The 22,122-nt window shown below is 59.9% G+C and carries 15 protein-coding genes; 5 read left to right on the plus strand and 10 right to left on the minus strand.

Annotation, left to right across the window (positions count from 1 at the left end; translation table 11 throughout):
• Window positions 1-145 precede the first annotated feature (145 nt).
• From ACH6CX_RS00390 to ACH6CX_RS00400, 3 genes are all read right to left on the minus strand, one after another.
• Window positions 146-715, minus strand: a complete 570-nt coding sequence (locus ACH6CX_RS00390) for a hypothetical protein (RefSeq protein WP_232942136.1) — start codon at window positions 713-715, stop codon at window positions 146-148.
• A gap of 264 nt (window positions 716-979) precedes the next feature.
• Window positions 980-2,491 (minus strand): flavin-containing monooxygenase, encoded by a 1,512-nt coding sequence (locus ACH6CX_RS00395; RefSeq protein WP_396674258.1) that lies wholly within the window; start codon window positions 2,489-2,491, stop codon window positions 980-982.
• Between the two features lie 146 nt (window positions 2,492-2,637).
• Window positions 2,638-3,681 (minus strand): NAD(P)-dependent oxidoreductase, encoded by a 1,044-nt coding sequence (locus tag ACH6CX_RS00400; protein WP_334078931.1) that lies wholly within the window; start codon window positions 3,679-3,681, stop codon window positions 2,638-2,640.
• Window positions 3,682-3,946: 265 nt separating this feature from the next.
• On the opposite strand from ACH6CX_RS00400, the gene ACH6CX_RS00405 reads away from it, so the two are divergent.
• Entirely contained in the window at window positions 3,947-4,951 is a 1,005-nt protein-coding gene (locus tag ACH6CX_RS00405; RefSeq protein ID WP_232942142.1) for an AraC family transcriptional regulator, read from the plus strand.
• Between the two features lie 42 nt (window positions 4,952-4,993).
• Here the strand turns inward: ACH6CX_RS00405 and ACH6CX_RS00410 are convergent, their stop codons facing one another.
• The gene (locus ACH6CX_RS00410; protein WP_334078930.1) at window positions 4,994-6,991 is read right to left on the minus strand and encodes a tetratricopeptide repeat protein; all 1,998 of its coding nucleotides are present in this window, start codon (window positions 6,989-6,991) and stop codon (window positions 4,994-4,996) included.
• A 664-nt stretch (window positions 6,992-7,655) separates the two neighbouring features.
• On the opposite strand from ACH6CX_RS00410, the gene ACH6CX_RS00415 reads away from it, so the two are divergent.
• Both ACH6CX_RS00415 and ACH6CX_RS00420 read left to right on the plus strand, forming a co-directional pair.
• A complete protein-coding gene (locus tag ACH6CX_RS00415) occupies window positions 7,656-8,648 on the plus strand; it encodes an HAD family hydrolase (protein WP_396674261.1) in 993 nt (330 codons plus the stop codon).
• 105 nt (window positions 8,649-8,753) lie between these two features.
• On the plus strand, window positions 8,754-10,301 hold the full coding sequence (locus tag ACH6CX_RS00420; protein ID WP_370636703.1) for an arylsulfatase: 1,548 nt from the start codon (window positions 8,754-8,756) through the stop codon (window positions 10,299-10,301).
• Window positions 10,302-10,371: 70 nt separating this feature from the next.
• Here ACH6CX_RS00420 and ACH6CX_RS00425 read toward each other — a convergent pair whose 3' ends face one another.
• The 3 genes from ACH6CX_RS00425 to ACH6CX_RS00435 all read right to left on the minus strand — a co-directional run bounded on the left by ACH6CX_RS00425 (window position 10,372) and on the right by ACH6CX_RS00435 (window position 14,270).
• Window positions 10,372-12,411, minus strand: a complete 2,040-nt coding sequence (locus ACH6CX_RS00425) for a DUF3604 domain-containing protein (protein ID WP_237061305.1) — start codon at window positions 12,409-12,411, stop codon at window positions 10,372-10,374.
• A gap of 234 nt (window positions 12,412-12,645) precedes the next feature.
• Complete coding sequence (locus ACH6CX_RS00430) at window positions 12,646-13,542, minus strand: DUF1214 domain-containing protein (RefSeq protein WP_396674263.1); 897 nt, start codon at window positions 13,540-13,542, stop codon at window positions 12,646-12,648.
• Complete coding sequence (locus ACH6CX_RS00435; RefSeq protein ID WP_396674265.1) at window positions 13,437-14,270, minus strand: DUF1254 domain-containing protein; 834 nt, start codon at window positions 14,268-14,270, stop codon at window positions 13,437-13,439. The genes ACH6CX_RS00430 and ACH6CX_RS00435 overlap by 106 nt, the downstream gene beginning before the upstream one ends.
• Before the next feature lie 251 nt (window positions 14,271-14,521).
• Here ACH6CX_RS00435 and ACH6CX_RS00440 point away from each other — a divergent pair, with 251 nt between their 5' ends.
• A complete protein-coding gene (locus ACH6CX_RS00440) occupies window positions 14,522-15,634 on the plus strand; it encodes a cation diffusion facilitator family transporter (RefSeq protein ID WP_237061310.1) in 1,113 nt (370 codons plus the stop codon).
• A 210-nt stretch (window positions 15,635-15,844) separates the two neighbouring features.
• Window positions 15,845-17,524, plus strand: coding sequence for an NAD-dependent malic enzyme (locus ACH6CX_RS00445; RefSeq protein ID WP_232942154.1), 1,680 nt, complete (start codon window positions 15,845-15,847; stop codon window positions 17,522-17,524).
• A 56-nt stretch (window positions 17,525-17,580) separates the two neighbouring features.
• Here ACH6CX_RS00445 and ACH6CX_RS00450 read toward each other — a convergent pair whose 3' ends face one another.
• From ACH6CX_RS00450 to ACH6CX_RS00460, 3 genes are all read right to left on the minus strand, one after another.
• Window positions 17,581-18,408 (minus strand): SDR family NAD(P)-dependent oxidoreductase, encoded by an 828-nt coding sequence (locus tag ACH6CX_RS00450; RefSeq protein WP_396674268.1) that lies wholly within the window; start codon window positions 18,406-18,408, stop codon window positions 17,581-17,583.
• A 103-nt stretch (window positions 18,409-18,511) separates the two neighbouring features.
• Window positions 18,512-19,720: an efflux RND transporter periplasmic adaptor subunit gene (locus ACH6CX_RS00455; RefSeq protein WP_232942158.1), complete on the minus strand. Its 1,209-nt coding sequence runs from the start codon at window positions 19,718-19,720 to the stop codon at window positions 18,512-18,514.
• A 1-nt stretch (window position 19,721) separates the two neighbouring features.
• Window positions 19,722-22,100 (minus strand): ABC transporter permease, encoded by a 2,379-nt coding sequence (locus ACH6CX_RS00460; protein WP_237061314.1) that lies wholly within the window; start codon window positions 22,098-22,100, stop codon window positions 19,722-19,724.
• Window positions 22,101-22,122 lie beyond the last annotated feature (22 nt).

Raw genomic sequence — 22,122 nt, forward strand, 5'->3', positions numbered from 1 at the left:
GGTGCCCTGGGTATGGCTCCGCTGCGGGTTCTCCCCGGGAGCTTACTGTTGGGACGATGTTCTTATGCCGGCAAAGGGCGGGGCTTTTTACGTGAAGCCACAGCCTGACCCCAGGAACTCACGACCACCATTTTCGGTCAGCTAGTCAATCGGTTGGTGCGTGGCCGCCTACCACTTTTGTTTCTGGCTGTTCTTTAACGTCTTCCAGCATGTGCTGGCCCACGGTTTCCTCAGGGGCGACTCTCAGGAAAATGCCCAGGCACACCAGGAGTAGGGCTGCGGAGAGAATGATAAGCGCCGGGTACAACAGGAGCTGGGGTTGTCCGGTCTGGCCAAACTTGATGACAAAAATCAGCCCCTCCAGGGCAAGCGCCACACAGACCACCACGATAAAACGTGGCGTGGATCGACGCAGTACATGGGTTACTTCACCAATGGCCGGCTTACGTAATTCATGGGACAGGGCGCGTTGAAGCTCATAGATTGCAAGAGCGACGATCAGGTTACTGATGGCGTTGGTGATAAGTTCGGGGATCTGGTTGTCTTTGTAGATAAAGCCCTCAGTAATGATGAAGGCTGCGACGCTGACTGCACTCGATATCAGTATGAGTGCGGTGAGCACCATTAGGAACATTGAAAATACCCCAAGGAAAATGAGGGTATTGGATCGTTTATTTCTTAACTTTTTGAAGAGGACTGAGATGTCTCTAGCCATAAATCGCCGGGTGCTCTTGCAGGGAGGGAAGTAATTACCAGGAAGTTCTAGGTTTTACGCTCCCGCTTCAGGGGGTACCCATTGCGGTCGCTATGTCCAACTCGCTTCCGGCAGTGTAGTAAAGTGTGGCGTGGCGGGAAGTAGTGATGGCCGGGCAGGGCGGCTGAGGTAGAAGGGGCCGACCGATCATCGTCTCGGGGCAAGCCCGCCAGGGGGCAGGCTGTTCACTTTTCAATTAAGGGGGCGTGTGGTCTTTACCATTTGTCAGTCAGTAACGCCTTCCGCTTCGCTCGCGGCTTCCTGTGCGATTGGCATTCGTTTCTTCGGGCGGGGATAGAAGTTGAGAATCCCGTCGTCAATCGGGGATTCCAGCAATATCTTCCGGTCGCGCTCGTAATCGTTCATCAGCCGCCATGGATACCGGGTGCCCTGGCGGGGCAGCAGGTGGTCGGCGCGCTGGACATAGCCCGATTTCAGGGCAGCCATGACGGACTCATGCTCCTTGCAGCCTTCACGATCCACCGGCATAAACACCGCCTGTTGCTCACGCCGCATATGGTTGAGCAGGCGGCACAGGTAATCCGCGGACAGGTCCGCCTTCAGGGTCCAGGCGGCGTTGGTATAGCCGAATACCCAGCCCATATTGGGCACCCCCTCCATCAGGACGCCCTTGTAGGTCAGCCGGCGGTTGATCTCCACCGCCTGGTTATCCACCTTGAGCGTCATCCCCCCCAGTACCTGTACCTTGAGGCCGGTGGCGGTGACCACGATGTCGGCGGGCAGCTCTTTGCCGGACTTGAGGCGGATGCCATCCTCGGTGAAGGTCTCAATTTCGTCGGTTTCCACAGATGCCGTGCCGGCGCGGATGGCATCAAACAGGTCGCCGTCCGGTACTGCGCACAGTCGCTGGTCCCAGGGCTGGTAGTCGGGGGAGAAGTGGCGCATGTCGGCGCCATTGCCCAGTGCCTTGCGCACGCCCCGCAGCATCATGCGGCGGACGAAACCGGGCCAGCGCCTGGCGGCCTTGAAAATCCAGCGATGCAGTTTGATATTGCGCTTGCGCGCCATGCGGTAAACCAGGCCCTCGGGCAGGAATTTCTTCAAGACTGCAGAAATCTTGTCCTGTGCCGGCACCGACAGAACGTATGTGGGGGAGCGCTGCAGCATGGTGACATGCGCGGCTTTCTCTGCCAGGGCGGGAACCAGGGTCACTGCGGTGGCTCCACTGCCGATCACCACAATGCGCTTGCCGCTGTAGTCCAGGTCCTCAGGCCACTGCTGTGGGTGGATGGTCTGGCCGCCGAATTGGTCGATGCCCGGGAATTCCGGCAGGTAGCCCTGGTGGTAGTCGTAGTAGCCGGTGCAGGAAATCAGTACATCGCAGCTGTAGCGCACCGGGCGCCCGTCCTGCTCCCCACGTAATTCCCAGCACTGGCGCTGGCTGTCCCAGTTTGCCTGCTGGAGGTCAATACCGAACTGTATCCGCTCGGATACACCATACTCTGCGGCGGTATCGCTGATGTACTGGCGGATCGACTCCCCGTCTGCCAGGACCTTGAACCCATTCCAGGGACGGAAGTTGAAACCGAAGCTGAACATGTCGGAATCCGAGCGAATTCCCGGATACCGGAACAGGTCCCAGGTCCCACCGATGCGGTTGCGGCGCTCGAGGATGGCGAAGTGCTTATCCGGGCAGTCCCGGCTCAGGTGGCAGGCGGTGCCTATACCGGACAGGCCGGCGCCAATGATCAGTACATCGTAATGCTGCTGCGACATAGGGATTCCCGCATCATTATTGTTCTATCTGGTTCCGGTGCCCCGGACGCACCAACGATAGCGGATTTCCGGGGCGCGTAACAGGAATGCGGGAGGGATTTTGGCCTGTGGGTTCGGCCTTGAATTCAGCCGCTCCCCCGGAAGCGCTAGCTGGCAGTAGGCTTTTGCCGGGAGCGTTGCCCACCCGCGGGCAGGGAAGGCGGGGGATTGCGAAAGAGCCTGGCCATATCCTGCATGGCATTCTCAAAAGTAGTGACAGGCCGGTAACCCAGCAGGCGTTCGGCCCTGGCAGGCACCAGTTGGTTGGGGCCGCCCATCAGGCGGTATGTTTGTTGGTTGAGCCATGGCCGCTGTGGCCTGTGCCGGGCCGGGTCGTTGCAGGCGCGCAGGATGGCCAGGACCCGGGCGACCGGCCGGGGAATGCTGCGGGGCGCACGGGTACCGACCGCTCTGGCCAGTGCTCGCAGGAATTGCTCCCAGGTCACCCCGAAACCGTCGCCGGCAACGAAAAGTTGCCCGTCCTTGAGTGGGGACCGGGCGGCTGCAATCAACAGGGCTACCAGGTTATCCATATGCACCAGGCCGGCATCCCAGTTGCCCCTGCCGATCAGGCAGGGCTGGCGCGCCTGGAGACGCGAGATCAATTGACCCACCCAGGGAATCTCCCCGCTCCCGTAAACGTTGCCGGGCCGGATAATTGTGGCTTTGAGGCCAATCTTTGCCACGGCCTCGCGGATCATGGCTTCTTCCTGCTGGCGTATGCTGGAGTAACTTGAGCCCGGTGCCCCAGTCGGGGTTCGTTCGTCCAGGATTCCCTTGCCCAGTGCGGTGCCGTAGCAGCGGATACTTGTGGTAGCGACCAGGTGCGCATCCCACATCAGCGCCAGGTTGATGCTCTGCCGTGTGGTGGTAAGGATCCTGTCAGTGTGTGCAGTTTTTTCCGGTCCTTCAGCTACGCTGTTCCCGATCTGGAACACCGTATCAACCGGCCCGTGGTTCTCGGCCAGGTCGGTAATCGGGCGGGCAGCGACGCGGATGATGGTGACGCGCCCGGCCCATGCCGTGGGTATGGATCGCCCCGGGTGGACAGCTGCCACTACGCGAACCTTCTCGGCCAGCAGCTGGTTTACCAGCCGGCGACCAATAATGCTGTCGGCCCCGGTGACCAGGGCTGAGGTAAGTTGTTGCATCTCTGTTTTCCGTCGGCCTCCGGGAGTCTCGCGGAGGCCCATGGCAGGGGGCAAAGCTCTCGGGTCAATCGAGGTGAGAGTCGCCAGGCGTATCTGGTCTCATCCTGCTTCAGCGCAGCGCCATGGTTAATTTTTAACCGCGCGTTCGAGGACAACCACGCAGTTTATGGCCATGCGCATTCCGCAAACTTGACCTTTGGCGACTAAACTTTGACCAATTGCGACGGTTGTGAGTTGGCGGCACAGATCGCGAGCGGGAGGCGGCATGTTCCTGGTGCGCACAGGCGCTATCGAGGGTTTCGGCGAGCTTGTCAGGCACCTGGGAGGGAACCCGGCGGCCATGTTAAGGAAGAGCGGCCTCAGCGGTGCGCAGCTACGTGATCCGGACACTTACGTGTCTTATCTGCGGGTAGCGGACCTGCTCGACCTTGCCGCGGAAAGCTGCGATGAGCCCCTGTTCGGGCTCCGCCTGGCTGAGCGCCACACCATACAGGTATTGGGGGAAGTGGCTCTCTGGATCAACCAGCAGGAGACACTTGGCCAGGCCCTGGAGCACGCCAACCGGCATTTAAGCCTGCACGCTTATGGCGTCCATGCCCGACTGGTGCCTACCCCTGAACGGCTGGAATTACGCCTGAACTTTGATTTCACCAACGCGACCGGCCTGCGGCAACTGATGCAGGTTAGTGCTGGCCAGGCGTTTATCGCGGTATCGGAAATGGCCGGTGAGTCCGCTACCCAACCGAGGTTGCACCTTGAGCAGGAACGACCCCGGGCATGCCAGTGGCGCCCGGGCCGGTTCCTGCGGGAACCGGTTTTCGCCAGCCATTTCTGTGGGGTCAGCTTTCCCCTGGGCTGGCAGGACCGTAAGCCAAATTACAGTGAGCAGAGGCTACGGGAATATTTTGGCCGGCGGATAGAGGAACTGAAATCCCTTTACCCCGAAAAGCTGCCGGTGCAGGTGCGCCACCTGATCAGCGGCCTGTTGGCCAGTGGTGAGTGCAACCTGGAGGGGGTTGCCGCAGCCCTCGACCTGCATCCACGGGTGCTGCAGAGAAGGCTTGGCAGTGAGGGCACCAGCTTTAGTCAGTTGTTACAGCAAAGCCGCCAGGAAATAGCCCAGCGACAGCTACAACACGGCCAGCTGAGTATTACCGAGCTGGCACTGAACCTGGGGTATGCCGATGTTGCGGTGTTCAGTCGCAACTTCCGCAGCTGGACGGGGCTATCTCCACGGCAGTGGCGGGACCGCCACCGTGCCCGGGTATGAGCCTGGATGCCGGCCACGATGCGGATACCGGGCGGGAATCATTTACTGCCCGGCCCGTTCTCCCGATCCCCGGTTAATGGATGCCAGTGCGCTGGAAATCTGTGGGTCCCGGGGAAATTTTTGCAGGCCCTGCTCGAGCGCGGCAATGGCTGCCCGGGTATCACCGGCAGAATTGAGGGCAACGCCGTATACGTAGATATAGCGGGGGATGGTTTCCGTGCTCTCTGCGGCGCGACGCAAGTGCTCCATGGCATCCCTTGTTTTCTTTTGCCGGATAAGGGAAAGCCCCAGTGCGTGATGAAGCGGCGCGGCCCGGTCGTTTGTCTCCAGCGCCTTCCTCAGGACCCGCTCCGCCTGATCTTCGCGCCCCAACAGCCGGTACAGCTCGGAAAGGTTGACATGGGCAGGGAGGTAATAGGGGGCGAGCTCGATCGCATCGCGGTAGAGTGCCTCCGCCCTGGCTGCCTGCTGTTGTTGCGCATGCAGGTTTGCCAGGTTGGCCAGGGACTCGGGGCGATCGGCATTGTAAGTCTCGGATTGCAGGTACTGGTTCAGGGCCAGGGCGAACTGCTGCTGCACCGACTGGGGGAACCGATCCAGCGGCATGCCGGCCAGCGCATTGGCTGCCAGGCCCCGTGTTACCCGCTGTTGGCTGTAAAGTAACGGGATGCCCAGGGCTGGGCGCACCTGTTCCGGCACGGTTTCCAGTGCCCGGGCCAGGCCCAGCTCCAGCAGCGGGTCGTCCTGCTGGGCAATCACCTGCAGTAGCTGTGCGGTGTCCCGGTTAAGGTAGCGGGGCAGCAGGGATACCGCAGTGGCCCTGGCGATGGAGGGCTGCGACTCGTCGAGGGCGAGTTTGGCCAGCGCATCGGCGGCGCCCGGTAACCCCTGGCGCCCGGCATGGATGGCTTCACCGTAATGACCGCCATCCGGTTTCCCGAACTTCTCTTCCAGCACCGCGGTGGCCCAGCTATTGTCGCGCTCCGTATGGCAGCCAGTGCATGCATTGGGCGTGTCGAGCCGATCCGACAGGTCCGGGCGCGGGATACGGAAGCTGTGGTCGCGGCGTGCATCCACCACCATGAAATTCTTCGCCGGCATATGGCAGTTGGCACACTGCGCCCCGGGACTGCCAGCGGGATGGAAGTGATGTTCCGCGGTATCAAACCTGTCCGGCATATGGCACTGCGCGCACACGGCATTGCCCTTGGCGCGGAGTTCCAGGCTGTGGGGCTCGTGGCAGTTACTGCAGGTCACGCCGGCGGCGTGCATCCTGCTCTGCAGGAAGGAGCCGTAGACAAAGACCTCATCATCCACCTGGCCGTCGGCGTGGTACAGGCCCTCATCCAGCAGTGACAGGTTGTAGTGGTCCAGTGGCGAGTCGCCGGGCCTAGCGTCGGGATGGGCGGTGGAGCGGCGGGAGTGGCATTGTGCGCAGGTCTTGAGTTCTCCCTGGCCCCGTCCGGCCAGCTTCGCCCGGGCAATACCGGATTCCGGATCCATTTCCCAGGCCACCTGCTTCCGCTGGGCGAAGCTGGCCACCAGGCCTTTATCGGCAATATTGCTGTCGGGGTTGGCCGCCCATTCCATATGCCTGGCGCCGGGGCCGTGACACGCCTCGCAGCCCACATCGATTTCGGACCACTCGGTGCTGAATGTTCCGCTGGCCAGGTCGTAGTTTTTCTGCAGGTTGGTGGAGTGGCAGTCCGCACACATGAAGTTCCAGTTCTGGTTGATACCGGTCCAGTGCAGGGGATCCCCGGGTGTTATCTCCTCATCCGGGTAGAGGTGAAACCAGCGCTGGCCGCCCTCGGCCTTATCGCGGCTGTCCCAGGCGAACGGGAGTGCCTGCAGCCTGCCCCCGGGGAGTTCCACCAGGTATTGCTGCAGGGGAAAGGCCCCGAAGGTATAGGCAATGGGATAGTCCTGTCGCTTACCTTCCGGACCAGCAGTCTGGACGAGGAACCGACCATCTTTCCTGTAGAAGCGGGTCACGCTGCCGAAATAATTGAATTCTGAACCGTCAAATTGTCCGAGCACAGCCCCACCGGCGGCTTCCTGCATGGAAAGGTCATGATGGGACCCCTGCCAGGCCTTGAGCTGTTTCCGGTGACAGTTGCCACAGCTCCCGGAGCCGACAAACTGTCCCGGGCCTTCAGGAATGAAAGCTGCGTTCGTTGTTGCCCGATCCACCGATGGTGCGGACGCTGACCCGGCCGGACCAGTGGAGGTATCCGCAGACCTGCCCTGTAGGGAGTCATTCCCGCCTGCAGACCCTGCGTTTCGGTCGCAGCCTGAAATCAATGACATCAGGACCAACAACGTGAAGCCGAAGGGGTACAGTTTAACTGGCATTGAATTCCCCGGAATTATTTCCCTGTCGTTATTTTCCTGTTTATGGCTGTAGCGACGGCAGGCCGGCCCATCGGCAAAGGGAGACCGCAACAATTTAGTATAGTCGGGACAGGCGCAGAATTAGCCGAAGATGCGTTATCGCCGAATCAAATAGCTCCCCTGCAGGCATCCGCAGGCTTCTGCAATCCGTGGGGGAGTGTCATCCAGGATGAGCGCAGGCTGTTCCGGGACAGGTGTCACTGGCTTCATCCTCTAGGCACAATCCCCTGCCAGCAGCTAAGGTGTAATAGGGCGCATTTTGCAAACTACGCGTTCCAGTTAGCCTGAGGTACCCATGATGTCGAGATGCATGGCACGCATTTGGGGCGGCATACTGCTCATTCCTGTTTACCTGCTTGCCACGTTGCCGGCTCTGGCAGCCGACCCCCTGCGGTCCTGGACAGACGGTCCGACCAAGGATGCCATTATGGAGTTTGTGGCGAATGTCACCAAGGAGGGTGGGCCCGAGTATATCCCTCCCGAAGAACGCATCGCGGTCTTCGACAATGATGGCACCCTGTGGGCAGAGAAGCCTCTCTACTTCCAGCTGATTTATGCAATGGACATGGTCAGGGATATGGCACCTGATCACCCGGACTGGGAAAAGCAGGAACCATTTGCCTCAATACTGGACGGAGATCCGCGCAAGGCGCTGGTGGGCGGCAAGCCCGCCCTGATGAAATTGATGGCCGCCACGCACAGCGGTATGACCGGCAATGAGTTTCAGGAAAGCGTCAGTAAGTGGCTCGCCACTGCCCGCCACCCGAAATACAAGGAGCCGTATACCGAAATGGTTTACCAGCCAATGCTGGAACTTCTCCGGCATCTCCGCGCCAACGGCTTCAAGACCTTTATAGTCTCAGGCGGCGGGGTTGATTTTATCCGTGCTTTCGCCAGGGAGGTGTATGGAATCCCGCCGGATCAGGTAGTGGGTAGCAGCCTGAAGGCAGAATACCAGGTGAAGGATGGCAAGCCATCCCTGGTCAAGCTACCGGAAATCAACCTGATCGATGACAAGGAAGGCAAGCCGGTGGGGATATACCAGTACATCGGCCGTCGGCCAATTTTCGCCGTGGGCAACTCCGATGGCGACCTGCAGATGCTGGAATATACCACGGATGGTGAGGGGCCCCGTTTTGGACTGCTGCTGCACCATACGGACTCCCGCAGGGAGTGGGCGTACGATCGCGATTCCGAAGTCGGTCGTCTCGACAAGGCCTTGAAGTTGGCGCCGGAGAAAGGCTGGACCGTGATAGATATGCAGGACGACTGGAGAATGGTTTTCCCCTTCGAGAAGCAGTGACCGGCTATTGGTAAGGCTGCGCTAAGGTGACTTTCGGGCCGACAGGAAGCCGGATAGCTCGTGATTGATGAATCTGGATAGTTTGTTAGGAGCAAGGAGATGTTTATGTGCTCATTGCGGTGGCTGCTGGCTATTCCGGTGGTCATGCTGCTTGGCTTTCACAGTAATGTCCAGGCGCAGGGTAAACCCAATATCCTGGTGATCTGGGGCGATGACATTGGTATCACCAATATCAGCTTCAATAGCCGCGGCCTGATGGGCTACGAGACGCCGAATATCGACCGCATCGCCAAAGAGGGACTCTCATTTACCGATTATTACGGCCAGCAGTCATGCACCGCGGGTCGCGCCGCATTCCTCGGTGGCAACGTACCGGTCAGGACAGGTATGACGAAAGTCGGGCTGCCCGGTGCCAAGGAGGGCTGGCAGGAATCCGATGTCACAATCGCAACCGTGATGAAGAGCCTGGGTTATGTCACCGGGCAATTTGGCAAGAACCACCAGGGCGATCGGGATGAGCACCTGCCCACGAATCACGGCTTCGATGAATTTTTCGGCAACCTGTATCACCTGAATGCAGAGGAAGAACCGGAAAATCGGGACTACCCGAAAAACCCGGAATTCCGCAAGAAATTTGGCCCGCGCGGCGTTATCCGTGCAAAAGCGGGCGGGCCGATCGAGGATACCGGTCCCCTGACGAAAAAGCGGATGGAGACTGTTGATGATGAAACGGTGAATGCCGCAATCGATTTTATCGAGCGCGCTCACGACGCCGGAAAACCGTTCTTTGTCTGGTGGAACGCCACCAGGATGCACTTCAGGACCCATGTCAAAGAGGAACACAAGAACCTGGGTGGGCCAGATAGCAACGAGTATATCGATGGGATGGTGGAGCACGACCAGCATGTGGGCAAGCTCCTCGACCTGCTGGATAAGCTCGGGATAGCCGAGAATACGATTGTTTTCTATTCCACCGACAATGGTCCCCACTTCAATACCTGGCCCGATGCGGGTATCACGCCATTCCGCAGCGAGAAGAACTCAAACTGGGAGGGCGCCTACCGGGTTCCGGCTTTCGTGCGCTGGCCCGGGAAATTCCCCGCCGGGAAAACGCTGAATGGTATTGTCTCCCATGAGGACTGGCTGCCAACCCTGGCAGCGGCTGGTGGTAACACCGATATCAAGGAGCAATTGCTGAATGGCGTGCGCCTGGAGGGGCGCAAGTACCGCAACTATATTGATGGCTACAACATGCTGGATTACTTTACCGGCAAGACTGAAGAGTCGCCGCGTAACGAGTTTATCTATGTCAATGACGACGGCCAGATCGTGGCAATGCGCTACCAGCCATGGAAAGCGGTATTTCTGGAGAATCGCGGCAAGGCATTCGGGGTATGGATGGAGCCCTTCACCGAGCTGCGGGTGCCATTGATATTCAACCTGCGCCGGGATCCGTTCGAGCGGGCCCAGCATAACGCGAATACTTACTATGACTGGTTGCTGGAGCGGGCCTTCGTATTGGTTCCGTTGCAACAGATGGCTGCAGAGTTCCTGAAAACCATGGAAGAGTATCCTCCCAGCCAGACACCGGGTGCGTTCAACCTGAAGAAAATCGAGGAACAGCTGAAGTCAGGTGCAGCGGGGAGTAATTGATATTCTTGCAGGGGGCGGTGGAAGCTGCCGTGATTTCAGCACGGCAGCCTTCATCACTCTTTCCGGGCCTTTAGGGCGTATACCAGATCGGGCTGGAAAAGGCGCGTTCCTGGTGGACCATGGGGACTTTCTTGTCCATATCGATATCGAAGCGAACCTTGTCGTACAGCGTCCAGCGCGGGGTAGGGATCTCCAGGACACGAACGTAGTAAACCGCCTTGTGTAAGGGGTTGAATTCCTGGTCCTCAAAATAGCCAATCAGTTGCTCGGCGCCGATGTCATTTTTGTACCCGGCGGTCTTCAGGTCAACGCTGTTACCGACATGCTGGATCCTTCCCCTGCCATCCTTGCTGCGCTCGCCGGACCACTTGACGTTGTATATTTTTTCGTGGGTTTCGCCGTTGCCGTCCACCCAACCCTTGATGATCTGGATCCGGTCAAGGTTGGCGCCCTCGGGATCCTTCATCGCTGCCACCAGGAAAGTCATGGGCTGGCCGCGCTCCGCGCCCTTGAGTTTGCCACCCATGGGGACGCCCTTTTTATAGCCGATGGCTACAACGTCATCCCCGGCATCCTCCCTGTTGAAGTCGTGGCTGGCGAAAAAGCGTACCTTCATCCGGGGGCCGGTGGTGGCAAAAGTCTCCTTGCGCATCATGGCGTCCCAGATGGCCTCCCGGGTGTTCTCTTTCGCCCATACACCCATAATGCCGGAGGCTGCCTGTTCCCAGCCGTAGAAATCCCCGCTCTTGCCCTCGAGGAGGGGAAAGTTCCAGCGCTGCTTGTTGGAGGGCTCCAGTGTCTTGAATTTGCCGAAAAAGTTGTCTTCCTCAGTCGTGGATAGGCCGGTGTGGGTGTCACTGGCGCCATTAGCGCCATACTGGAAGGGATTGGTACCCAGTTCCGCCTGCAGCCGGAGGCCGGATTTCAGTGCCTCACGCCAGTATTCGGTCTTGAATGCACCCTTGGGCTTGGGGACCAGTATCAGGTTGCCGCGATCCCAGAGGTCCCAGTTGGCGAATTCGTCTTCCGGTGACAGGGAGGGGTGGGATTCACTCTGGCCCTTGATCTGGGTGACTTCAAATAAGGGCTCATACTTGGCCCGCATCTGTGCCCATTCTCTGGTCATCGGCGAGCCATCGAACTGCTGTTCCTCAAACATGCGACCGTTGGACAGGTTACCATTGTGGGGAATGGCGAGGACGCGGCCGCCACTTTTCTGTTCGTAGGCCTGCATCCACTCCCACAGTTTCATCGGATCCTGGGTCTCAAAAGTGGTGAGCGGCAGGATGTCGCGGGTCCGGTCGGCACCATCGCGGAATATGACATTTCGGTGCAGGTTGTTGCCTCCATCGGCATTCACGGTCCACTCATAGGCGATGAAGGTAGTGAACTCTCCCGGCCGGTAATACTTTTCTGCCGCATCGACGGTCTTTTGCCAGGCAGACTTCATCCATTTGGGATCCATCAACACCTTCGGCAGCCGCTCTTCAGACTGCATGGTGATCAGCTCACTCTTGGCCTTACTGGCCTGGTCCGGATCCCCTGAATTGAGCGCCTCGCTCCACTTCTTGATGGTCGGGTCCTTCAGCATTTCCGGGTTGCCGTCGATGATCTCGTTGATTGTACCCATGCCATCGGAGTGATCGGTGATCATGAACCAGTCGTAGGGCCGGTGCAGCTTGGCCTCAATGCCGCTGTTGGACTTCACCTCTTCACCCTGTGCAAAGCGATAGGCGTCGTCAGGAGTGAGGATTGCGCCATCCATGCCTGCATCCGCCGACCAGCCGGTATGTACGTGGCTGTCGCCGAAGTAGGCCTGGGTAGGGTAATCAGCGCCGTCAGCGACACCATTACTCGTTGAAGAGTCCGCTGTTGTACTTTTGACGGCCGGCCCCTTCGCGGAGTAGGGATTGGATTCGGGGTCGCTGTCCAATTCCGCAGAGTCATCCGCCCCGAATTCCTCCCCGATGATCTGGTCACCCCCTGTGCCGAGTTCTTGTTCACCGTTGACGTCAGGGCTTTCCCCGGCGGGAGATTCCTTATCACGGTCACCTCCGCAGCCCACCAGGAGGATGGTTGCGAGCAGGATGGGCAGGCCGATTTTGGTCATGGGGTGCCTCTTGGTTCTATTGAAAGGTTACCCGGATTACCCGTGAGAGTTCCGTGTAGTAGTAATAGCAGAGTAGTCCCAAGGGAATTGCCGGAGACACACAGATAAACACAGCCATTGGTGATGGCCACGGCTGGAGTGTCAACTGATACAGGAGGAGACGACGGCGAATGTAATGGTTTCCGACATCAGGCGCTGGGCCAGTGCGGCTACTCGCCATTCCTCCTTGTCCTGCTATTTAACCTCCTCGATCTCCCCAGCGCGCCACTCCTTGGTAAAGAAGGGCTCCAGCGGGCTGTAGAGCCGCAGAATAGTGAACCAGCCCTTTCCCGGGGTTGTCTGGATCCAGTTACCACTTGCTACACCGTCTGGTTGCTTCGGAGCGAAGTAAATAGTGGTTGATCCATCGCGACCTGGTTTGGCTGCCGGGGTTGGATAGGACTGGCTGCCAGCGCGTGGAAAGCGCTGCGGTGTTGCCAGCATGGAACGGGTCTGGTTGTCATAGGCGGTCAGCGACCAGAATTTTCCCGCCGGTATGTCCTTCGGCAGTGTGACCCTGTAGGTCTTGGCGCCGTCGAACGGTTCGCCGTTGGCGTCCGTAAAACCCATCAGGTATTGGGAGCCGACGTCGGGAATGCGCATGATCATCCCCGGCGAGTCGAGTGTATAGGCGAAATAAAAGGCAGTACGGGAGTCAAGTGTGCGCGCACCGGTGGGAGGGAAGGGCTTGAACATGCCGTCTTTGGTGAACTTTGGCGGCGGTGTTTCGAAAAAGGCGCCGCCTTCCCATAACATATTGCCCCACATGGAATCGGGGTAATAGGCCCAGTCCGGGTGGACCATGGGCCAGCGCCAGTTGAGAATGCGGCCAGTGGCGTTGCCTGCGGCGGCGGCATCGGTCAGGATCTTCTTCATCCGCACGTCGGGCTTGAAAGGCTTACCCCGGACGATGCCGATTGCTGCCAGTTGGCCCGCCAGTTCCACGTCGTAACTTCCCGCAGGTTCATTCTGCAGGTTTGCGTTAATCATTTCGAAGAAGCCGAAGTCACTCGGGGGAATTGTGTTGAATTTCTTTCCGCTTGCCTCGATAAAATGAGTATCGGGAACCGGGGGATTCTTGCCAAGACGCACCTTGCCTTCCAGTGCCGTGGCGATACTGGTGCCATGGCCGCCAGGGGTATAGGGGTATAGGGGTATATTTTCAGGGATTTGCGGATATTGGCCACGGCCGGGGCGGGGTCATTGTCCACCAGGTAGGTTCGGGCGGCGTAGAGGAGGTGGTTGGTTTTGGAGTGTGCGATAAAGAAGCCACCCTCCGGCAATGAGCCCTCATATCCAGGTGGAACCAGTAGATACTTGCCACCCGCACCGCGATCGGGACCGGGAAACCCGATGTCGATTACCCAGTTGAACCACATGTCGTTTATGGTCCCCAGACCCATCGAAGGCTGTTCCAGTACCAGTGGTCCCTTCGACAGGTCCAAAACTGCCATGTAATAGACAGTGTCCGCATTCGCGGTCAAAAACAGCGAATTGGAGTCCATCAATTCGGAGAATATGACGATGTCGTTGTCCTTCGCCCCGATGCTGTGCAGGCCTTCCCGAATTGCGTAAGCCGATGCCCCGCGAAAGCTGTTGTTGAAGGCCTCCAGGGCACGGGTGAAGTCCAGGGTGTCACGGACAGTCCGGGCGGTGTCCGGGGTCGGGACCCCATTGACGAATTCCAGGGTGCCTATTCGGGTGTCGATCTTATCTGGTGTGGTAATTGCTGCCGGCACTTCGGGGGCAGCGTGCGCTGGTGCAAAGGCGAATATGGTTGTTGCCAGGGCACTGTAAACCAGGCTCTTGAGATAGATCACTTGTTTCACTCCGGGAAAAAGGTCGCCTTCAAGAGTAAAGTTGATTCTGGGTGTCACTGAGCTACTGGATGGAAAGAGTGCCGCCAATCATGGCAACTACTATATATGCTGTATTGGGGCGGTGGAGTCAAAGGGGGGCCAGTGCTCTCGAAAGCCGGCCACCGGCTTTGGCGATCACCATTATTGGCGCCCTTTGATGCCGGTAGGGCAATACGTTTACTTCAACAAACAGCAGAAAACTGGAAGCACCAATGGCCCAAGGCTCGAAGAAAGCGGTTTTCTATGCCATCTGCGTCAATGGCATCATCACCGTACTGAAAGGATTTGCAGCCCTTGCAACACATTCAGCCGCAATGATGAATGAAGCGGTACACAGCCTGATGGACACTCTCAACCAGGTGTTCCTGATGATCGGTCTGTTGCGTGGCGGCCGGCCGGCCGATGAGAATTACGCCTTCGGCCACGGCCAGAAAAAGTACCTCTGGAACCTGTGGAGCGCCATTGGCCTGTTTTCCATCGGCTGTGGCCTGGGTCTGGCCCACGCCTGGCATGCCTACCACCAGCTGCATGTTTCAGAGCGGCCGACCGTGGTGTCGATCCTGGGCGTGGAAATTGCCCCAATCTGGATCTCCGCCGTGGTGCTGTTTATTGCCCTGGTGCTCGAGGCCTATGTGCTGTTAGTGGCGGCGAAGGAGTTCCGCGCGCAGATGCGTGCCCGGGGGGCCACCAACCCTTTCCGTTTCCTGCGGGAAGCCGACGATCCCACATTGATCGCGGTCTTGCTGGAGGACTCAATCGCGGTGACAGGTGTGATTCTTGCTGCCACCGGTATCGGCCTGGCCCAGGTAACGGGTGACAAGATCTGGGATATCTGGTTCTCGGTGGCCATCGCCGTGATGCTGGGCCTGACGGCGATCTTTCTGGGCGCAATCAATATGCGTTTCCTCACCAGTATCCGCGATGCGGATGCCGAGAAGGCTTTTGCGGAGATCTGCCGGGGGCGCCGGGATATAGAGCGCTTCCATGACCTGCGCTCGGTGATTGTCGACGAGACCCACGTGGTGGTGGTAGCCGAGGTGGAACTGCGCGAGGAAGTGCTGGTAAGGGATATGCGTGAGCGCATCCAGGCCCACGAAAAAGCACTGCTGGAGCGGGTGCCCGAGCATCGGCGCACTGAAGCGGTCCGGGCCTACGCCCAGGACCGCGCGGTGGTCCAGGCCACCCTGGAGCGCACCGAGCGGGTGATCGACGAACTGGAATCGGAACTCAAGGCGCGCTGCCCGCAGGTGTTCCACCTCACGGTAGAGGTGGAGGGGATTGCCCAGTCGTCGGTCCTGGATGAGCCCGGAGAGTTGTTATCCTGAGCGCGCCGCGTTAGGCTCTCCGCCCGCACGGTCACGTGCGGTGACAGCCCGTTTCAGGCTGGAAAACCAGTGTTTTTGTGACTGCAGCAAGGGCTCTGTTCACGCCGGTTGGCGGTGCAGCACCTTTACCTGATTCCCGAACAATGAATGCTGCGTGCCGGTGCGAATGGCCGGCGGCAGTTCGATATACTTCCAAGAAATACCGAGTCGATGACCAACGAAGATAAACGCCCCCTCTATATTCCCCACGCCGGTCCGTCCCTGCTGGAGATGCCCCTGCTGAACAAGGGCAGCGCCTTTACCCTGAAAGAGCGGCTGGAATTTAACCTGGTGGGGCTGCTGCCGAACAATGTAGAGACCATCGAGGAACAGGCGCGCCGCGCTTATCACCAGTACCAGCAGTGCAACTCCGACCTGGAGCGGCATATCTATCTGCGCGCTATCCAGGATGACAATGAGACCCTGTTTTTCCGCCTGATCGAGGAGCATATCGAGGAGATGCTGCCGATCATCTACACCCCGACGGTGGGCAAGGCCTGTGAGGAGTTCTCCAATATTTACCGCAACCACCGCGGCCTGTTTGTGTCCTACCCGGACCGCGAGTATATGGATGACATCCTGCGCAGTGCCACCAAGGACAATGTGAAGGTAATCGTCGTCACTGACGGTGAGCGGATCCTGGGGCTGGGCGACCAGGGCATTGGCGGTATGGGTATCCCCATCGGCAAGCTGTCCCTGTATACCGCCTGTGGAGGCATCAGCCCGGCTTACACCCTGCCGGTGACCCTGGATGTGGGGACCAACAACCGCACCCTGCTGAATGACCCCATGTATATGGGCTGGCGCCACGAGCGTGTGTCGCAGGAGGAGTACGATGAGTTTGTGGCCGAATTTATTGCGGCGTGTAAGCGGCGCTGGCCCAAGGTGTTGGTCCAGTTCGAGGATTTTGCCCAGACCAATGCCATGCCGTTGCTGGAGAAGTATCGCGATGAGCTGTGCTGCTTCAACGATGATATCCAGGGGACCGCTGCGGTTGCCCTGGGAACCATGCTGGCAGCCTGCAAGGCCCGTGGCGAGAGCCTGAGCGACCAGCGTGTGCTGGTCGTGGGGGCCGGCTCGGCCGGTTGTGGTATCGCCGAGCAGGTGGTCAAGGCCATGGTGGACGAGGGAACGAATGAATCCAGGGCCCGCGAAAACCTGCTGATGTTCGATCGCTACGGCCTGGTAACCAGTGATATGAAAGGCCTGCACGGCTTCCAGTCACGCCTCGCCCAGGATCCGGCCAAATACCCAGGTGTAAGCGAGTGGGACCTGCTGCAGCTGGTGCAGGCGGTCAAGCCCACCATCCTGATTGGTGTTTCGGGGCAGGGTGGCCTGTTTTCCCAGGAAGTGATCGAGGCGCTCCATGCAGGCTGCCCGCGGCCGCTGGTGATGCCGCTGTCGAATCCCACATCCCGCGCCGAGGCCAGCCCGAAGGAAATCCTCACCTGGACCCGGGGCGAGGCCATGGTGGCCACCGGCAGCCCCTTCGAGCCGGTGGAGCTGGATGGACATTCGTACCGGATCGCCCAGTGCAATAACGTCTATATATTCCCGGGGGTTGGCCTGGGTGTTATCGCCGCCGGTGCCTCACGGGTGACCGACGGTATGCTGATGGCGGCCTCCAACGCCCTGGCTGAAAACGCACCGGTGGCCAAAACCGGTGAAGGTGCGTTGCTGCCGGCCCTTTCCAACATTCGCGAGATCACCAGGTATATTGCCCTGAAGGTGGGCCAGCAGGCCCAGGAAGATGGTGTGGCGCCGGTTGTGAGCGAGGAGAAGCTGAGTGCCTCCATCGAGCGCAATTTCTGGTACCCCGGTTACCGCAAGTACCGTCGGCGTTCGTTCTGATATGTCACCCTGTAGAAGCGGCCCATGGCCGCTCCTACAGGGAACTTTTCCTTCCGCTAACCCGATTCCTGTAGCGTCGAGGACTGCCTGCGCAACACCCGCACCAGCACCATGCTGCATATCCGGTAAAACAGCCGCGGGAACACCCGGTTGGCGAATGCGGTGAGCTTGCCCCTGGTGCCCGGGATAATCTGCCACTTGCCCCGGTCCAGTCCCGCCAGTATCTCGTCGCAGGCGGTATCCACATCAAGGGAACCGGCGACCTTGCGCAATTCCATCGACACCGGGTTGCCGTCCAGCTTCTCCTTTTCCACCATCGGCGTGCGCACCTCTGCCGGGCAGATACAGCTGACGCCGATGCCCAGTGGCTGGTATTCGAACCTGAGGGTAGTGGCCAGCCCCACCACGCCGAATTTGGATGCGCCGTAGGCGGCGTAGCCGTAGTTGCTGGTGAGGCCGGCAAGGGAGGCTACCAGGGCCAGGCGGGAACCGGGTTGGAGGTGGGGCAGCACGGCGTTGGCAAAGTGGAAGCTGCCATTCAGGTTGACGTCCACCACACGGTGGAATTCTTCTGGAGAAAGGTCGGGGAATGCCCGGTTGACGACAATACCCGCAGAATTGAGTGCGAGCTGCGGGTTGCCGAATGCTGCCACCGCCTGTTCGGTTGCGGTCTGCAGAGTTTCCTGGCGGGTGACATCGGCCTGGAAAAATTGCCAGCGGCAGTTGCCCTGTTCGGCGGCATCCCGTAGCTGCTCCCCTGCCTGGTCGGGCAGTTTCAGGTCGAGCACGGAAACACTGGTACCCCGGCGCAGGAGGCGCAGGGCAATGCCCAGGCCCAGTCCACTGCCGGCCCCGCTGATTACAGCATGAGTCCAGTTGATCATTATTGTTCTCCCCAACGCTGGTCCGGCAAGTCTGGCATATGGCGCGTTACCGGGCAATCTGTGGGCCCGGGGCGAAACCAGGGGGGGGCAACAATGCAGGCGATTACAGATGCCGGGCTTCCACCTCCACGCCGTCCTCGATCCGTTCGCTGGGATGCAGTACCAGTGTCTCTCCTTCGCTGAGCCCATCGAGCACCTGTGCCTGCTGGCCATTGTTGTGCCCGATTGCGACGACCACCCGCTCGGCGCGGTCGTTGATTACCCGGAACACAGCCCACTCACCCTGGTACCGGAAGAGAGCACCGGTAGGCACCTGCAGGATATCCTCGCCACGCCAGATGCGCACCGCCGCGTCTACGCGGTAGCCATGCCCGAGTCGCTGCCAGCTTTCCCGCGGGTCGGTGAAGTCGATGATGACATTGACGCGCTGCTCCTCGATACCCAGGGCAGAAATCTTGGTAAAACCAAACGGCTCCACCAGGCGGACCTTGCCATTCAGGGGCTTTGCGCCGCCCCAGCTGGTCATACGGACATAATCCCCCGCTTCGACCTGGACCGCATCCCTGGAAAGCAGGTCGACTACTATCTCCAGCTGGGCCGGGTTGCCGATTTCCAGCAGGGGCGTCCCGGCATTCACCACGTTTTCACTTTCCTGCCGCACCTGCAGCACCCGGCCACTCACCGGGGCCTTGACCCTGACAATATCCTCGGGGCTGACCGGCTTGCCCTGCCGTGGTTCAATCAGGGCAGCGCGAGCGCTTTCCAGCTCGCTACGGCGAACATTCTCAGCGGCTTCGGCAGTGTCCACCGCCGCTTCGGCACTGTCGAGGGCCAGTTCTATCCGCTCCAGTTCCACTCTCGAGATATGGTCTTTCTTGATCAGGGCCCGGGCGCGCCGCGCATCAGCCTGCGCGAAATTGAGTTGTGCTCGCGCATCCCGGAGTTCCGCCCGGGCCAGCTCCAGCGCTGACTCCGCACTGCGCACCGCTGCCGCTGCCTGGTTGCGGGTGCGTTCGTCGAGAAACTGCGGGTGGGTAGGGAGAAGTTGCGCCAGCTCGGACTCCCCGGCAGTAACGTTATCACCAACCTCGTTCTCCACCCGTAGGAGGTAGCCGGTCACCGGGGCGGAAACCACGAAGACATCCCGGACCCGGGTGTAGCCCTCGTCGCGCACATAGACCTCCAGGGGGCCGCGGGTAACCCGGGTAAGGTCCACCGGCACTGGCTCGGGCAGGAATGCGTAGGCAAAGAAGAGCCCCAGGCCAGCCAGCAGCCCGATAATTACCAGTCGGCGCAGGAGGTTTGCGCGCATATCACTCCCGTGTCTTGAGGACCGCGATCAGGTCCAGCCTGTCGATGCGCCGGCGTACCAGCAATCCGGAGCCGAGTGCTGCGAGCAGGACCACCAGCGCGGCATAGCCATAGGTGGATGGGGCGATTACCAGCGGGATACGGAATAATTCCGTGTCAAAAGACATCACCAGAGTGGCCGCCAGCAGGTAGCCGAGCAGGGCGCCCAGTGGCAGTGCGATTATTGTCAGCAGCCCCAGCTCGCCCAGCAGGATGTAGGAAATTTCGCCGCGGGTCAGGCCCAGCACCCGCAGGCTGGCCAGTTCCCGGCCGCGTTCCGACAGGGATATGCGCGCGTTGTTGTAGACCACGCCGACGGCGATCAGTCCGGCGAACAGGGTGTTGAAAAAAACAAAGGTCCCGAGGCTGTCCTGCAGGGTTTCATAAAATGCATTCTGCGCCTGTTCCTGGAGGCTGACGCCAGCAACCAGCGGGGTGTTCTTCAGTTCCCGGTACAGCGCGTCGGTCTGCAGCGGATCTACCAGCAGGTATGTGCCGTTGATGGATGTGTCCTCCCCGAGCAGGCGATTCAGGTGCGCCAGGTCCATATAGGCGGCTGTGCCCATGTAGGTCTTCACCACGCCACTGACCGGCACATCCAGTTCGGGGCGGCGTCCGGTGCGCACCTCCACCCGCAGTAACTCACCCGGCCCGATCTGCAGCAGTTCAGCAAGCTTGTCCGACAGGACAATTCCCGCGGGCGGAACCTCCACGGGCTTCAGCTCGGTATCCACGACACGGCTCAGTTGTGCGTCCGGCAATATACCGACGATGCTCTCCCGACGCATGCGCGGGCCATTGCGCAATACCACCGGGATGGCGCGGAAGGGCTCCGCGGTAATGACGCCGGGCGCATGCATGACATCGTAGATGGCGCGATCGTTGCGTGGGTCGAAGAAATTCACGGTCACATCCTGCCGGTCGATGACATTGAAGCTGATATCCACCATATACATCATGGCATCCATCGAGAAACTCGCGCCGATCAGCAACCCCATGGACATGCCAATGCCCAGCACCGCCATGGCCGCCCGGCGGGGCCAGCGGTAAATATGGCGCAGGATCATGCGAGTGGGCTGGTCGATCCATGCCGACAGGCGCTCGATCCAGCGGGCCGAGCGGCTGTAGTCGGGGGGAGGCGGGGGAACCATGGCCACCGCGGGTTCCAGTTGCATGACCCGGCGCACCGACGAGAAGGTGCCGGCCACGGCCACCAGCAGGCTGACCCCGACCGCCACCAGGTAGACCTGCAGGGGCGCGCGAAACAGCAGGAAGGGAAACTTGAAAAAGTCCTGGTACATGTTGGCCAGCCCGCGCCCCAGCCAGGTACCCAGCACGATGCCGACCAGGATCCCGAGTAGCACAATCACACCGATCATCTTCAGGTAATGGATCGCCACATCGCGGTCGGTATAGCCAAACGCCTTGAGCAGGCCGATCTGTTCGCGTTCGGTATCTATCAGCCGCCCAACCACGACATTGAGCAGGAAGGTGGCCACCAACAGGAAAATGGGTGGCAGGATCCGCCCGATGGTTTCCAGCTGGTCGATTTCGTTGGTCAGGAACTGGTCTGAGATTTGCTGGTCGCGGCCGTACGCACCGGTTGCACCATAGCGTTTCAGCAGGGTGTCCAATTGATCGATCAGCGCATCCTCATTACTGCCGGCGGAAGTGAGCAGTACTGCTTCGTTGAAGGCGCCATCCAGGTCGAACGCATTGGCGAGGGCTTCCCGGTTCATCCACAGCACGCCAAAGCGCTTCTTGTCCGGCACGATTTCCCCGGGTGAAATCGCATAGATATATTCCGGGGACAACACGATGCCGGTGATGGTCAGCCGCTTGCGGGTGCCATTGAGGATGGCGTGGAGATGGTCCCCCGGTCCCAGTCCATGGGCTTCGGCGAAGGCGTCCAGGGCCAGGACTTCCTCCTCATGTTGTGGGTCCACGTAGCGCCCGCGGCGCAGGACTATGTCGTTGATGTGTGGCGTGGGGACTTCCGGCAGTGACTGGATTTCGCCGGTAATCGGCGCACTGGAGCCTTCCACATCCAGGATCACACCGGCACGGATTCGGGTTTCCGCCCGGCGCACCCCGGGCAGGGCAGTGATTTCGTCCAGCAGTGCATTGGGGGCCCGCTTTACCGGTGCGACCACATCCGCAAAGCGGTAGCGCTCGTAGTAGGCGGCGCGGGTTTCGGAAAGCGACAGCAGCATGCCCCGGGACATCAGGTACATGCCCACGCCACAGCCGATCACAATGGCAATGGCCAGGCCCTGTCCCTTGATGGCCCAGAGGTCGCGGACAAGTTTGCGGTTCAGTGGCTTGAGCAGTTCTATCAGCATTGGCAGCGCCTGCGGGGTAGAC

Source organism: Microbulbifer sp. JSM ZJ756 (assembly GCF_044383805.1).
Lineage (GTDB): Bacteria > Pseudomonadota > Gammaproteobacteria > Pseudomonadales > Cellvibrionaceae > Microbulbifer > Microbulbifer zhoushanensis.